Origin of the sequence: Escherichia sp. WS547 (assembly GCF_046486065.1) — a bacterium.
Classification (GTDB): domain Bacteria; phylum Pseudomonadota; class Gammaproteobacteria; order Enterobacterales; family Enterobacteriaceae; genus Escherichia; species Escherichia coli.
Genome location: NZ_JBJQMA010000006.1, coordinates 109997 through 123150, shown reverse-complemented (window position 1 = coordinate 123150; position 13154 = coordinate 109997). Strand labels below are relative to the sequence as shown.

Here is a 13154-nt window from a genome sequence, read left to right as displayed (position 1 = left end):
CAGGAAGCCGCTTTTATCGGGTACTAAAGTTCTCCACCATCAGCGATGGATTTATTCGATGTTAGACTCGATAAACCACAGGAATTTATCCAGGTCGCGAGACGCGGCGGTCAGGATATCTGCGGTGTCGTCATCTTTCGCTTCGCTAATCGCTTTGCGTACGTCATTAGCGACGATTGCGTAACGGTCAGCCAGTTCTTTCAGGTGATCCTGAACGTTGTGGATGTCCAGCGGGTAACTTTTCAGCGGGGTTTTGCTGTTGATAACTTGAGTGGTCCCCAGAGCTACACCGCCCAGCTGCACTGCACGTTCTGCCATGGTATCCAGATGATCGATCAGTGCGGTGCGGAAGCCATCCAGCATTTCATGTACGGCAATGAAGTTAGCGCCGCGCATGTTCCAGTGCGCTTGTTTGGTAATCAAAGAAAGATCAATAAACTGGATAACCTGGCGATTCAGCAACTCTACTGTTGCTTTTTTCTCGCTGTCAGAGACATCGTTGCGGGTATAAAGCAGATTGGTCGCTTTTGATTTAACTAATTTAGCGGTACTCATAATTTCATATCCTCTTGATGTTATGTCCCAGTAATTAACGAGACTAAGTATAGCACCGGCTATGTGTTCCGCTATTCTGGCTGTTCCTATCACACTAATAGTGGTAACAAGCGTGAAAAACAAAACTAATAAAGATTCAATGAGTTAGATATATTGATAAGAACAATTCTTATTTATTTGCTCGCCAGGAATTTTCGGAATAAATATGCTTTTGCATAATTCGATATATAAAGACGGTGTAGAGGAAAAGTAGCGAGAAATTCTGCATGGTTATGCATAACCATGCAGAAATGTAAATTTAATTAATGTCTAATTCTTTTATTTTGCTCTCTTTGCGTACTGTCAGCGTAGACCCCATTGAAGCGGCGATGATAGCGCCGAGCGCCAGCAGCTGTATGGGTGTCAGTGTTTCTCCGAGGAAAATCATCCCGGAAACGGCAGCCAGCGCCGGTTCCATGCTCATCAGCGTACCAAATGTCCGTGTTGGCAAACGGGTGAGGGCAATCATTTCCAGCGAATAAGGCAGAGCGGTCGAGAGAATAGCGACCGCCAGACCCAATGGAATAACCGACCAGTGCCAGAGTGCTTCACCAGCCTGAAGCGCTCCAATTGGCACGAAAATTAACGCTGCAATCAACGAACCAATTGCCACCGTCGCAGGGCCATGTTCTGCTCCTGCGCGTTGCCCACTTAAAATGTAAATAGCCCAACAAGCCCCGGCCCCCAGAGCCAGCGCACAGCCGGTTAAATCGACATGGGAAACGTCTTGCCCCAGCGGTAGCAGGAACCACAGACCAAGAACCGCCAGAACAACCCAGACGAAATCTACCGGGCGACGAGAAGAGAACAGCGCCACCGCCAGTGGTCCGGTGAACTCCAGCGCCACCGCAATACCCAGCGGTACCGTCTGAATAGAAAGATAAAAAAGATAATTCATCCCCCCCAGCGAAACGCCGTAAAACAACAGCGGTAACCGTTGCTCTTTGGCAAAGCGCAGTCGCCATGGCTTAAAGAACGCGATGAGGATCAGCGTTCCTAATGCCAGACGCAGCGCAGTGACACCCGGTGCGCCCACCAGAGGAAAAAGTGACTTAGCTAACGAGGCTCCACCCTGAATAGACGCCATGGCAACGAGCAATATGACTATTGGTAACCAGACCGGCATTTTACGTAATGAACCAGGCATCCTTTCTCCCACAAATATCTAGACTTAAGTAAAGCGTGGAGTGTACTGGATATACCCAATGCTGGTTGAGCATTTGTTGAAAAAATTTTCCCCCGTTTTGACTAAAATGCGCCAGGATTGATGGAATCATTAGTCTGGTGATTAGGAATAATCTGGATGAATGACAGGGAAAACATGCGTAATACTTACGCAGTTCTCTGAAAAAGTGATTTAAATTTAGATGGATAGCGGTGTATGGAAACGTTCTGTTACATGAAATGGCCCGTTAGACATCACAAATCGCGAAGAGTTTCCCATTAATTTTTGATATATTTAAAACTTAGGACTTATTTGAATCACATTTGAGGTGGTTATGAAAAAAATTGCATGTCTTTCAGCACTGGCCGCAGTTCTGGCTTTCACCGCAGGTACTTCCGTAGCTGCGACTTCTACCGTAACTGGCGGTTACGCACAGAGCGACGCTCAGGGCCAAATGAACAAAATGGGCGGTTTCAACCTGAAATACCGCTATGAAGAAGACAACAGCCCGCTGGGTGTGATCGGTTCTTTCACTTACACCGAGAAAAGCCGTACTGCAAGCTCTGGTGACTACAACAAAAACCAGTACTACGGCATCACTGCTGGTCCGGCTTACCGCATTAACGACTGGGCAAGCATCTACGGTGTAGTGGGTGTGGGTTATGGTAAATTCCAGACCACTGAATACCCGACCTACAAACACGACACCAGCGACTACGGTTTCTCCTACGGTGCTGGTCTGCAGTTCAACCCGATGGAAAACGTTGCTCTGGACTTCTCTTACGAGCAGAGCCGTATTCGTAGCGTTGACGTAGGCACCTGGATTGCCGGTGTTGGTTACCGCTTCTAATCACTTCGTTGATATAAAAAATCCGCCTCTCGGGGCGGATTTTTGTTTTTAAGGTTTCGGGTCGAAAATATCGGTTCCGAGATGGTTGTAATCCACCTTCTGTAACTGGAAGTTGGTGATGTATATCGGCCCGGCTTTCTTCTCAGATATAAACGGGTATTTGATGTTAATTTCCTTCGCTTTAATTCCCGTCCACTGGGAGAAAAAGCCTAAGAAGTCATTGGCAGAGCGGCGGGCTTTAATCACCCGATGCGCTTTATCGTCGCTCGAAATGACCATAAAAGGCACCTGGAAATTTTGCTGATATTTATCATCATGGGCAAGGTATTGCACGTCTTTGCCGCGCTCTTTAAAAGCCAGACCGTGGTCAGAAAAGTAAACCAGCGAGAAGCTGCTGCCGCTGTTGCGTAACTGATCGTACAGCTTGCGCAGTAAATCGTCTGTTTGCGTCATGGTATAGAGATAGCACGACGTTTCTTTCGATTGCACAAAGGTTTCGTATTTGCCTTGTGTTCGGTCGCAGGCCTGCGGATGTGAGCCCATCAGATGTAAAACAATCAGCTGCGGTTGCGAGTGCTCTTGCGCCAGCACTTGAGCGGTCATATCCAGTAACGCTTCGTCTTTCGTGTTTTTATCTGCTTCAAAATTACCTTCTTTCAGGAAGTACACTTCATCTGCACGTTTGGCGATGCTGGCGATGGCGGTATCGTATTCGCCGATTTGGCCCTGGTTGGAAAACCACCAGGTCTGGAAGCCCGCGCGATTTGCCAGGGTGACAAAGTTATCCTGAAACTGTGGTTTGCCATCGACTACGCGATTGAGCGTTAAGCCAAGCGATTTCTGCGTGGAGCCACTGGCGGCAATGTAGTCAGCAAATATCAAACCGTTAACGCTGCTGGCAAACGGGGTATTGTCCCAGTGACCGCCAAAGGCACCGAGGGCATCGCGACGCGCGCTTTCACCGATCACCACCACATAGGTCTGATACTTCGGCTTAACGGCAGTGACCGTCCAGGTATCTTTCATTCCGGACAGTTTTGCCATCCGTTCTTGCTCTTCAATCACCTCGTTATTATTGACGATGACATCCTTAGCAAAACGAAATACCGGATAGCCAGTATCTTTCAGTTTAAATACGCCACCCCAGGCCAGGTTTTGCACGGGAGCAACAAAAAATGTCGCCACACTGAATACCAGACACAGGCTGTCGAAGGTATTCCAGCGCGCTTTTTCATTCTCTTTTTTTCGCCTGATTGCTATTACGCCGAGCGCAAAAATAAATAAGCCGACCAGGTAGCTGTACCACGGAAAAATCGTCAGGATTTCGGTCGACTCTTCCATATTGGTGGAGTGCAATGCCAGCAATGTATTGAAATTAGGCGCGCCGTAGGCCTGAGCAAAAGGGAAATAACAAGCCGCCACCAGCGAACTGACACCGACCAGAACTTTTTGTACGCGAGGCAATGTTCGCCATAGCAAAAGCAACATAGCCGTAAACGCAGCGGTGTAGAGCAAACTGAAGGGATAACCTAAGCCGAGGTTAATTAATAGCGACTGTAAAAAGTAGAACGCAGTCCACGGGCTAAATACCCGGCTACGGGTAACAAGCGATTCTTTGAGGGTTAAATTCATATGCCACTATCGTAACAAACGCCATGTGCTTACCCTGGCGTCAAGGGTCAATACCTGCAAGAGTGCGTGAAGAGGGGAAAGGGGTCCGCATCCGCGAGCCGCAATATACGCAGGGCTGCAAGAAGATAGAGCGAGCCGCCGTTCAGGTCAACTACTGACGAACAAATCTTTTGCGAAGGAGATTGCAAATCCGACAAAAAGTGGGGTTTTTCAGACCAAAACGCGTTGTGCCTGCATAAAAGCAGGAGTGAAGCGGCGTACCGCGACGCCGCTATTTATCGGAAGGTTTATCTTGCTGCGGTTTGTTGTTGACCATATCGCACAACATAGAGAGCAGCATTAACCGTACTTTAAAGGGAGAATGACTAAACACGCGCATACACCTCTTGAACTCATTCATAAGACCTCCTGACTTGCTAATCCCGTCGATCCTTGAGGGATGATTGCATTACATACAGATATAGCACAGGCTATATTATATAGCTATTACTAAAACGTTAATTTTTTGTACCTTCGCAACTCTGGTTTACAATGTGCGCACGAAATGAGAACGCTAGGTATGCGTCACCATAATGAGGAAGCACAATGAGTCGTCGCGCAGGTACGCCAACAGCAAAAAAAGTGACGCAGTTAGTGAACGTGGAAGAGCACGTTGAAGGGTTCCGCCAGGTCAGAGAGGCGCATAGGCGCGAGCTTATTGATGATTACGTTGAGCTGATTTCTGACTTGATCAGGGAAGTGGGGGAAGCTCGTCAGGTAGACATGGCTGCTCGTTTGGGAGTTTCGCAACCGACGGTGGCTAAAATGCTTAAGCGACTGGCAACTATGGGGCTGATTGAAATGATCCCCTGGCGTGGCGTGTTTTTAACGGCAGAAGGAGAGAAGCTGGCGCAGGAAAGCCGCGAGCGACATCAGATAGTCGAAAATTTCTTGTTGGTGTTGGGCGTCAGTCCGGAAATTGCCCGTCGCGACGCGGAAGGCATGGAGCACCATGTTAGTGAAGAGACGCTGGATGCCTTTCGTTTGTTTACCCAGAAACACGGTGCCAAATGAGCCTGCCTTTTTTACGCACGCTGCAAGGCGATCCTTTTTTTCAGTTATTAATTCTTGTTGGCGTCGGATTAAGTTTTTTTGTTCCCTTTGCACCGAAATCCTGGCCTGCTGCTATCGACTGGCACACCATCATCACCTTAAGCGGCCTGATGCTGCTGACTAAAGGTGTGGAGCTAAGCGGTTATTTTGATGTGCTGGGGCGCAAAATGGTGCGCCGCTTTGCTACGGAGCGTCGGCTGGCGATGTTTATGGTGCTGGCGGCGGCGCTGCTTTCTACCTTTCTGACCAACGATGTCGCGCTGTTTATTGTTGTTCCGCTGACTATCACGCTAAAAAGACTGTGTGAGATCCCGGTTAATCGGCTGATTATTTTTGAAGCGCTGGCAGTCAACGCTGGTTCGCTACTGACGCCAATTGGCAACCCGCAAAATATTCTTATCTGGGGACGTTCTGGTCTTTCGTTTGCCGGATTTATTGCCCAAATGGCACCACTGGCTGGCGCAATGATGCTGACGCTCCTGCTCCTGTGCTGGTGTTGTTTCCCTGGAAAGGCGCTGCAATACCATACGGGGGCGCAAACGCCGGAGTGGAAACCGCGGCTGGTGTGGAGTTGTCTGGGGCTGTATATCGTCTTTCTGACGGCGCTGGAGTTAAAACAAGAGCTGTGGGGACTGGTGATTGTGGCGGCGGGCTTTGCGCTGCTGGCACGTCGCGTGGTGTTGAGTGTGGACTGGACGCTGCTGCTGGTGTTTATGGCGATGTTTATCGACGTCCATTTACTGATCCAGCTTCCAGCGTTGCAAGGCGTGTTGGGTAACGTGAGTCATTTATCTGAACCCGGGTTATGGTTAACGGCAATCGGTTTATCGCAGGTGATCAGTAACGTGCCGAGTACCATATTGTTGCTGAACTATGTGCCGCCGTCGTTGCTGCTGGCATGGGCGGTAAACGTGGGGGGCTTTGGTTTATTACCCGGATCGCTGGCAAATTTGATTGCGTTACGGATGGCGAACGATCGCCGTATCTGGTGGCGTTTCCATCTCTATTCAATACCGATGCTGTTGTGGGCGGCGCTGGTGGGATACGTTTTGTTGGTTATGATCCCGGCCTGGTAGGGTCTGGCAAATAAAAAAGGCGGATGATGAGTCCGCCTTTGTTTTACGTTTTGACGATTAATTCAGACGAACCGGCATCCCGGAACGATTTTTGATCGCTTCATCCAGAACAACCTGATCAACATCTGGCTGACCGGTCACTGTCTGCACGCTCTTCGTCAGGGTAATTGGCACAATTTCCTGACCTTCAAACTGGGCTTCGGTGGTAGACAGCGGATTATGGACTTCAATATAACGGCTGCCGTCTGGCTCGGTGGTCGCTTTTACCGGCTCATCAATAAACTGTACGCGGGTACCGACCGGTACTTTCTCGAACAGGAATTTGATGTCTTCGTTACGCAGACGCACACAACCATGACTTACACGCAGGCCGATACCGAAGTTGGCGTTGGTGCCATGGATAGCATACAGGCGACCGATGTAGAGTGCATACAGCCCCATCGGGTTATCCGGACCAGCCGGAACGACCGCCGGAAGCGGTTCGCCCGCAGCGCGGTACTCTGCGTGCATTTTGGCGGTCGGCGTCCAGGTCGGGCCTGCTTTCTTACGCTCAACTTTGGTGGTCCAGTTGATAGGCGTGTCTTTGCCTAACTGACCAATGCCGATCGGCAGCACGATAACGGTGTTGGTCCCTTTCGGATAGTAATACAGACGCATCTCTGCACTGTTAATGACGATGCCTTCATGAACGGTATCCGGCAGGATCAGCTGCTGCGGAATGTTCAGTACAGTACCGCCTTTCGGCAGGAAGGTATCCACACCCGGGTTCGCTTCCATCATATTGGAAAGCCCCATCTGGTACTCGGCGGCAAAATACTCCAGCGGCTGAGTGTTACCTTCAGGAATGGTGATCACCTGATTCTGACCAACCAGGCGACTCCCGTCGGTTGGCAGAGGATAAGTTACCGCAGAGGCGGTACTGCAAAAGCCGACAACAGCGAAGGCCGCTGCGAATAATGTTTTCAATTTCATATTCATGTTAAGCGAGATTTTGTGCCTGGCAGGCCATTGGGTTGAGAATATTAGAGTATTGGAAGCGCATTATAAGTTCATTCCAGCTCACAGTGAAATCAGATGTGTACGAAATCACATTTTTTGCCTTTGGCTTGAGTGTAGACCTTAAGCGAGGAGCAGGATCTTCTTTCAGACTTATGGCATAATGCGCGGTTTGTCATATCTCTTTTCAGGATACGCCTGTGTTAGTTTCCAGTAACGTCACCATGCAGTTCGGCAGTAAGCCGTTGTTTGAAAACATTTCCGTCAAATTTGGCGGCGGCAACCGTTACGGCCTGATTGGCGCGAACGGTAGTGGTAAATCCACCTTTATGAAGATCCTCGGCGGCGACTTAGAGCCGACGTTGGGTAACGTTTCCCTCGATCCCAACGAGCGCATTGGTAAGCTGCGTCAGGATCAGTTTGCCTTTGAAGAGTTCACTGTGCTGGATACGGTGATCATGGGGCATAAAGAGTTGTGGGAAGTGAAGCAGGAGCGTGACCGCATCTATGCTTTGCCGGAAATGAGTGAGGAAGACGGCTATAAAGTGGCCGATCTGGAAGTGAAATACGGCGAAATGGACGGTTACTCTGCGGAAGCTCGCGCCGGTGAACTGTTGCTTGGCGTGGGAATTCCAGTGGAACAGCACTACGGCCCGATGAGTGAAGTTGCTCCTGGCTGGAAGCTGCGTGTGCTGCTGGCGCAGGCGCTGTTTGCTGATCCGGACATTCTCCTGCTCGACGAACCGACCAACAACCTCGACATCGACACCATTCGCTGGCTGGAACAGGTGCTGAACGAGCGTGACAGCACCATGATCATCATCTCGCACGACCGTCACTTTCTTAACATGGTTTGTACCCACATGGCGGATCTGGATTACGGCGAGCTGCGCGTTTATCCGGGCAACTACGATGAGTACATGACGGCGGCGACCCAGGCGCGTGAACGTCTGCTGGCTGATAACGCCAAGAAGAAGGCGCAGATTGCTGAGCTGCAATCTTTCGTTAGCCGCTTTAGTGCCAACGCCTCGAAATCTCGCCAGGCAACTTCGCGCGCGCGCCAGATTGATAAAATCAAACTGGAAGAGGTGAAAGCCTCCAGCCGTCAGAACCCGTTCATCCGTTTTGAACAGGATAAGAAACTGTTCCGTAACGCGCTGGAAGTGGAAGGTCTGACCAAAGGGTTTGATAACGGTCCGCTGTTTAAAAATCTCAACCTGCTGCTGGAGGTCGGTGAAAAACTTGCGGTACTGGGTACCAACGGCGTCGGTAAATCAACGCTGCTGAAAACGCTGGTGGGCGCTCTGCAACCGGACAGCGGCACCGTAAAATGGTCTGAAAACGCACGCATTGGTTACTACGCCCAGGACCATGAATATGAGTTCGAAAATGATCTGACCGTGTTCGAATGGATGAGCCAGTGGAAGCAGGAAGGCGATGACGAGCAGGCGGTACGCAGCATTCTCGGTCGTTTGCTGTTCAGCCAGGACGACATCAAAAAGCCAGCGAAAGTGCTTTCCGGTGGAGAAAAAGGGCGGATGCTGTTTGGTAAGTTAATGATGCAGAAGCCGAACATTCTGATCATGGACGAACCGACCAACCACCTGGATATGGAATCCATTGAGTCGCTGAACATGGCGCTGGAACTGTATCAGGGCACGCTGATCTTTGTTTCTCACGACCGTGAGTTTGTAAGCTCCCTGGCGACCCGCATTCTGGAAATCACCCCGGAACGCGTGATCGACTTTAGCGGTAATTACGAAGATTATCTGCGTAGTAAAGGGATCGACGGTTAATTCCCCGCCGTCTTTCATGCGGCAGATGCATTGGCTTCACCTGTTCACCCCGGTCACTTACTTATTTAAGCTCCCGGGGTTTACAGGTTTGCTGCCTTCCTGCAGCGTGAAATACTGAGGTAAAGGATTCGATGGCTGGACCGGGTAAGGCGCAGTCGCCTCCCGGCCCCGGTAATGATTTAACGCATCCATTCACTCCCTTCAACACCATTGACCAGCAGCGTGCGTTTTTCTTCCACTGGTAATGACACTTTCAGTGCACTCCATGCAGGTCGATAATCCCCGCGCGCGTTGACTTTCAGGTTGATGGTCGCCCCATCGCAAACCATTTCCCATTCCACCCAAAGCGCATTACCAGTTTGGTAGCCCCAGCTTTCGCCATCGTCTTCAAACAGCAGGCCGGACGTTGTGCCCACACCTTTCAGCGGGAACAGTTTCAGTTCGCGGGTATCGTCTTGTTCTGCGCTCACATAGGTGATGCGTTTGCTGAGCGGTAGACCAGCCCCGGCACGCACCATCAGCGGCAGTTTCTCCAGCGGTGCGTCGAGGGTGATCCACTGACCGCCACTGAACCATTCGCCGTTGTAGAAATCGTACCAGCCAGTTTCGTTATCTGGCAGCCATACACGGCGCTGGCGCTCGCCTTGCTCTACGACGCTGGCAACCAAAATATCGCGACCAAGCAGGAAGTCATCACACTCTTCAAAAGTCTGAACATCGTGCTCGTGGTCAAGGAAAGTCGGACGTAGCATTGGTTCATCATCGGCGTATGCCTGCCACATCAGGGTATAAAAGTAGGGCAGCAGGCGATAGCGCAACTCAATAGCGCTGCGGATCGCCGGAGTGACGCCCGGATACATCCACGGTTCGTTTACGGTATGGTCATCGTTCCACGAGTGAATCGTAAAGCGCGGATGCATCACGCCGTTTTGTACCCAGCGTACAAACAGTTCCGGGTCCGGCTTATCACCGGAGAAACCGCCGACGTCGTGACCGAGGTTATACAGCCCGGAGAGGCTCATCCCCAGACCCATGCGGGTGTTGTAGCGCAGAGTGTCCCAGCTAGTGCGGTTATCGCCGCTCCAGGTCTGCACATAGCGCTGCATTCCCGCGCAGCCGGAGCGGGAGATCAAGTACGGACGTTTTTCCGGAGCGAAACGTTGCTGGGCTTCCATCGAGGCTCGCATCATCAGCAGTGGCATCACCGGGCGAATATGTTTGATCGCGATCGTCTGACCAAAGCCGTGACAGCGTGCTTCACCGTCCCATACTTCGAATTCGTTGTTGTCGTTCCAGGTGGAGTCGATACCCATCTCCAGAAGCTGTGTGGTCACGCCTTCCTGCCACCACTGGATGGTCTGCGGATTAGTAAAGTCGAGGTTAGAACCTTCGTCATCCCAGAAGCTGGAACGTTCTGGTTCATCTGTTTCTGAATCACGGATGAACAGTCCTCTTTCTGCCACTTCGTTATAGCGTGGGTGATCCTGCAACAGGCACGGCTTGATATTGGCGGCCAAGTGCAAACCAGCATTGTGAAATGCCTGGCTCATCACTTTCGGCTGCGGCACTTTGTCGTAATTCCAGTTGAACACATAGCGCTTGCCGTTAATTGAGGTATAACCGGAAGAGAGCTGGAACGAATCGCAGGGAATCGCATGTTCTTCACACAGGCGGATAAAGTTCATCAACTGATTTTGTGCGTCCGGCGCATCGGTGTAGTGCATAGTTGAACCGCTGTAGCCCAGGCTCCATTTCGGTCCGAACAGGGTTTTGCCGGTCAGGCGTACGAAGGCTTTGGTGATATCAAGTACGCGTTCGCCGGTAAACAGGTAGTAGTCGATATCACCCGCTTCCGCCTGCCAGCGGCGATAGGCGGTGTGGTAGTTGTCGATCTCGTTGCCCAGATCCAGCCAGCAGCTGCTGAGGTTGTCATAAAACAGGCCGAAGCTAACGTCATCGCGGCGGGTGATGGTGAATGGAATGTGTTTGTACAACGGGTCAGTACTCACGGCGTTGTAGCCCATCGCGTCGAGGTTACGCATCTCGTAACGTTTACCGTTGCGTTGCAGGTCGCCGGCTTTATCTCCGAGGCCATAAAAGCGTTCATCTTTACGACGGCTCTGATAGTGCGCCACGCCGTCGCCGTGGGCATTCAGCAGATAAGCGCTGGTCGGGCGGTCATTCACCAACGGCAGCCATTCGCCTTCGTTGTTACGATAGTGCCACTCCAGCCACAGCGGCTGGTGAACGGTGGCACGCAGTGACTCGGTGGCGATAACCACGGTGTCGTCGTGCTGGATCAATGTCCACGCGGGCAGGCTAAAGCCGCTGAGATCTTCGCGGCTGCGCCCTTCCCATGGCACATCCTGCGCCGGAGCAATGCTCCAGGTGCGATCCAGCGCCAGCTCGCCTTTGCGTTTTAACAGCACGCGGAACAGATTTTCTTCCAGCACGTACAGGCACAGGATATGCTGGCCATCGACCAGCAGTTCAACGTGGTGGGCAGACTGTTTGTGCAGGGTCCAGTTTTTCAGCGTTTTCATGTTTACATCCACTCTCAGGCGCGTTTTGCGCGACGTTCAGCAATAAAGGTGACCAGGAAGAAAGCACCAATCAGGTCAAAGAAGCCCATGGCGATAAACAGGGGGTTAAAGCCGATTTTGTCAGCGGTAACCCCGATAATCAGGGAGAACAGGAAACTTGCGATCCACGCGGCAGAACCGCGCATGCCGTTAACAGTGGCCATCTGACCTTTGTCGAAGGATTCCACCACCAGTGCGCTCAGCATGCAGGAGATGATCTGGTGACCGAAGCCGCCGATGGAAATAAGGACGATGGCGATATACGGGTTATTGGTAAAGGCCATCACCGCCAGCGAAACCATCAGGAATGCGCCACTGACCGATGATGCGACAACGGAGTTCACACGACTCAGCCCAAACAGGCGGGTGTAAAGTTTGGTCAGATAGCCGCTGGCAATACTGCCAAGATCAGCGGCGAGGAACGGCAACCAGGCGAATAATGCGATCTGCTTCAGGTCCATGCCATAGGTTTTGGACAGGTATAGCGGAACCCAGAAACTCATCACCGCCCACGCCGGTTCTGCCATAAAGGCCGGGATAGCGATACCGTAAAAGCGTTTATTTTTGCCTACGGTTTTCAGTGCGGTCAGAAAGGGTAACTTGACAGGGGGCGCTTCGTTATCCTGGCGGATAAAGTCCAGCTCGGCTTTGCTGAGGTTAGGATGCTTATCCGGGTTGTGATAGAACGCCCACCACAGCACCACCCACAGCATCGCCAGGATGCCAGTGAACATAAATGCACCCTGCCAGCCGAATGAAGCGTGGGCAAAATAGATAATCGGTGGGGCCAGCATGGCACCGATGGAAAAACCGACGCCTGCCCAGCCTGCGGCGATCGGGCGTTCTGATTTTGGAAACCATTCACCGATGGTTTTGGCGTTTGCTGGGGTTGCCGCGGCTTCCGCACCGCCCATAAAGAAGCGCAACAGCGCCAGATGTACCCAGTTTCCCGCCCCCGCATGCATCAGACAGGCCAGCGCCCACAGTCCCGCGCAGATCATAAAGCCCAGTTTGAGGCCAATGACGTCAATCAGCCATCCACACAACGGTTGGAATAGGGTATAGGCGAGCTGGAAAGCACCTACAATCCAGGAATATTGTTCGGTGGTAATCCCCAGGTTGCTTTTCAGTTCGGGGGCGAGAATACCCAGCGAGTTACGCGTGATGTAGTTGACAGTAACACCGAGCAAAAAAAGGACCAGTATCCACCAACGCAGATTTTTGACGATATGGCGCGGTTTACTGGCAGTCATATCGTTATTGATACCCTGACTCATATGCACTCCACAGAATGGTATAGGGTTTGTGTGGCAACGTCAGAATGGAGTTGTCACACCACTTTTAACTTTTTGATAAATAAAGTCTTTATTG

General features: G+C 51.3%; 12 protein-coding genes. 5 read left to right on the top strand and 7 right to left on the bottom strand.

Annotation, left to right across the window (positions count from 1 at the left end):
- Positions 1-51: 51 nt before the first annotated feature.
- Both dps and rhtA read right to left on the bottom strand, forming a co-directional pair.
- Positions 52-555: a DNA starvation/stationary phase protection protein Dps gene (gene dps / locus ACJHWK_RS07515; RefSeq protein ID WP_001522673.1), complete on the bottom strand. Its 504-nt coding sequence runs from the start codon at positions 553-555 to the stop codon at positions 52-54.
- A 298-nt stretch (positions 556-853) separates the two neighbouring features.
- Positions 854-1741, bottom strand: coding sequence for a threonine/homoserine exporter RhtA (rhtA, locus tag ACJHWK_RS07510; RefSeq protein WP_001295297.1), 888 nt, complete (start codon positions 1739-1741; stop codon positions 854-856).
- Positions 1742-1975: 234 nt separating this feature from the next.
- Here rhtA and ACJHWK_RS07505 point away from each other — a divergent pair, with 234 nt between their 5' ends.
- Both ACJHWK_RS07505 and ompX read left to right on the top strand, forming a co-directional pair.
- Positions 1976-2041: a protein YliM gene (locus ACJHWK_RS07505; RefSeq protein WP_120795379.1), complete on the top strand. Its 66-nt coding sequence runs from the start codon at positions 1976-1978 to the stop codon at positions 2039-2041.
- Between the two features lie 52 nt (positions 2042-2093).
- On the top strand, positions 2094-2609 hold the full coding sequence (gene ompX / locus ACJHWK_RS07500) for an outer membrane protein OmpX (RefSeq protein WP_001295296.1): 516 nt from the start codon (positions 2094-2096) through the stop codon (positions 2607-2609).
- A gap of 48 nt (positions 2610-2657) precedes the next feature.
- Here the strand turns inward: ompX and opgE are convergent, their stop codons facing one another.
- On the bottom strand, positions 2658-4241 hold the full coding sequence (gene opgE, locus ACJHWK_RS07495) for a phosphoethanolamine transferase (RefSeq protein ID WP_001522674.1): 1584 nt from the start codon (positions 4239-4241) through the stop codon (positions 2658-2660).
- Between the two features lie 271 nt (positions 4242-4512).
- Positions 4513-4641 (bottom strand): manganase accumulation protein MntS, encoded by a 129-nt coding sequence (gene mntS / locus ACJHWK_RS07490; RefSeq protein WP_001001761.1) that lies wholly within the window; start codon positions 4639-4641, stop codon positions 4513-4515.
- 185 nt (positions 4642-4826) lie between these two features.
- Here mntS and mntR point away from each other — a divergent pair, with 185 nt between their 5' ends.
- The gene (mntR, locus tag ACJHWK_RS07485; RefSeq protein WP_000091016.1) at positions 4827-5294 is read left to right on the top strand and encodes a manganese-binding transcriptional regulator MntR; all 468 of its coding nucleotides are present in this window, start codon (positions 4827-4829) and stop codon (positions 5292-5294) included.
- On the top strand, positions 5291-6409 hold the full coding sequence (locus ACJHWK_RS07480; RefSeq protein ID WP_001522675.1) for an anion transporter: 1119 nt from the start codon (positions 5291-5293) through the stop codon (positions 6407-6409). The genes mntR and ACJHWK_RS07480 overlap by 4 nt, the downstream gene beginning before the upstream one ends.
- A gap of 57 nt (positions 6410-6466) precedes the next feature.
- Here ACJHWK_RS07480 and ldtB read toward each other — a convergent pair whose 3' ends face one another.
- Positions 6467-7387: a L,D-transpeptidase gene (gene ldtB / locus ACJHWK_RS07475; protein WP_001056384.1), complete on the bottom strand. Its 921-nt coding sequence runs from the start codon at positions 7385-7387 to the stop codon at positions 6467-6469.
- A gap of 218 nt (positions 7388-7605) precedes the next feature.
- Between ldtB and ACJHWK_RS07470 the strand changes: the two genes are divergently transcribed.
- The gene (locus ACJHWK_RS07470) at positions 7606-9201 is read left to right on the top strand and encodes an ABC-F family ATPase (protein ID WP_001522676.1); all 1596 of its coding nucleotides are present in this window, start codon (positions 7606-7608) and stop codon (positions 9199-9201) included.
- A gap of 179 nt (positions 9202-9380) precedes the next feature.
- Here the strand turns inward: ACJHWK_RS07470 and ACJHWK_RS07465 are convergent, their stop codons facing one another.
- Together ACJHWK_RS07465 and ACJHWK_RS07460 are read right to left on the bottom strand one after the other, a co-directional pair.
- Positions 9381-11744 (bottom strand): TIM-barrel domain-containing protein, encoded by a 2364-nt coding sequence (locus ACJHWK_RS07465; protein ID WP_001522677.1) that lies wholly within the window; start codon positions 11742-11744, stop codon positions 9381-9383.
- A gap of 14 nt (positions 11745-11758) precedes the next feature.
- The gene (locus ACJHWK_RS07460) at positions 11759-13060 is read right to left on the bottom strand and encodes an MFS transporter (RefSeq protein ID WP_000077528.1); all 1302 of its coding nucleotides are present in this window, start codon (positions 13058-13060) and stop codon (positions 11759-11761) included.
- Positions 13061-13154 lie beyond the last annotated feature (94 nt).

What these genes read in the sequence shown, in the direction of transcription:
- dps (WP_001522673.1), bottom strand. Translation starts at nt 555, where the DNA reads ATGAGTACCGCTAAATTAGTTAAATCAAAAGCGACCAATCTGCTTTAT.
- rhtA (WP_001295297.1), bottom strand. Translation starts at nt 1,741, where the DNA reads ATGCCTGGTTCATTACGTAAAATGCCGGTCTGGTTACCAATAGTCATA.
- ompX (WP_001295296.1), top strand. Translation starts at nt 2,094, where the DNA reads ATGAAAAAAATTGCATGTCTTTCAGCACTGGCCGCAGTTCTGGCTTTC.
- opgE (WP_001522674.1), bottom strand. Translation starts at nt 4,241, where the DNA reads ATGAATTTAACCCTCAAAGAATCGCTTGTTACCCGTAGCCGGGTATTT.
- mntS (WP_001001761.1), bottom strand. Translation starts at nt 4,641, where the DNA reads ATGAATGAGTTCAAGAGGTGTATGCGCGTGTTTAGTCATTCTCCCTTT.
- mntR (WP_000091016.1), top strand. Translation starts at nt 4,827, where the DNA reads ATGAGTCGTCGCGCAGGTACGCCAACAGCAAAAAAAGTGACGCAGTTA.
- ACJHWK_RS07480 (WP_001522675.1), top strand. Translation starts at nt 5,291, where the DNA reads ATGAGCCTGCCTTTTTTACGCACGCTGCAAGGCGATCCTTTTTTTCAG.
- ldtB (WP_001056384.1), bottom strand. Translation starts at nt 7,387, where the DNA reads ATGAATATGAAATTGAAAACATTATTCGCAGCGGCCTTCGCTGTTGTC.
- ACJHWK_RS07465 (WP_001522677.1), bottom strand. Translation starts at nt 11,744, where the DNA reads ATGAAAACGCTGAAAAACTGGACCCTGCACAAACAGTCTGCCCACCAC.
- ACJHWK_RS07460 (WP_000077528.1), bottom strand. Translation starts at nt 13,060, where the DNA reads ATGAGTCAGGGTATCAATAACGATATGACTGCCAGTAAACCGCGCCAT.